A 682-nucleotide genomic window follows, 5' to 3' on the forward strand; every position below is an offset into this window, starting at 1 on the left:
GTTTTTCGTGCACTATAGTTTGAACTTTAAAGATTTTGACATTTCTTTTATCGCATATTCAGCGGCTGCTTTTTTCGCTTTTTCTTTAGCTATATCCATTACTTCGCCATACAAATTATTCTCACCACAATTTGGACATTTAAGCATGTCATGCTCTAAGTAATCGATTTCACTATCAGCAACTAAGGTAGCATCGCAAAACAAGCACAAAACAGGAATTGGATCTAATTGAATATTCACGATTGATCACCATATATTTTTAATACAAAAGTAAGTAACGCTAGTATAAAGCCAAAGACAATAAACAGACCTTTATGATCTTCAACAAAATCAGAAAACTTTTTAAAAATTGTTCGTTCCGCTTTTCTTCTATTTGATTCATTTTTCGATTTTACAGCTGATAATCCTTTTTGAGTAATAACCAAATTACCATAACTGCCTCTGCCACCAGCCGTACATTTAACCCACTCATGAGCTTTACATACATCAACAACTTTCTCAAATTCAGATAATGTATATTTGGACTTGTACTTATTATTATATTGTTCAATAAAATCGTCATCGACATGAATATAAACAAGAGAAGCGATTTCTCCTCTGGATTCCATAGTATCTAAAAAAATATTTAAAAAATTAAACCTATCCACGTTTACTCCCCGAAAACTTAACGCCCGCCTAAGGG

General features: G+C 32.6%; 2 protein-coding genes. Both read right to left on the reverse strand.

What is annotated here, in order from left to right:
• Positions 1-12: 12 nt before the first annotated feature.
• A complete protein-coding gene (locus GOU96_RS18010; protein ID WP_175249396.1) occupies positions 13-240 on the reverse strand; it encodes a hypothetical protein in 228 nt (75 codons plus the stop codon).
• A partial coding sequence (locus GOU96_RS18015) for a hypothetical protein (RefSeq protein ID WP_324702109.1) occupies positions 237-682 on the reverse strand: 446 nt, incomplete at its 5' end. The genes GOU96_RS18015 and GOU96_RS18010, both read right to left, overlap by 4 nt.

The organism is Vibrio sp. R-1 (assembly GCF_035615595.1).
GTDB lineage: Bacteria > Pseudomonadota > Gammaproteobacteria > Enterobacterales > Vibrionaceae > Vibrio > Vibrio cholerae.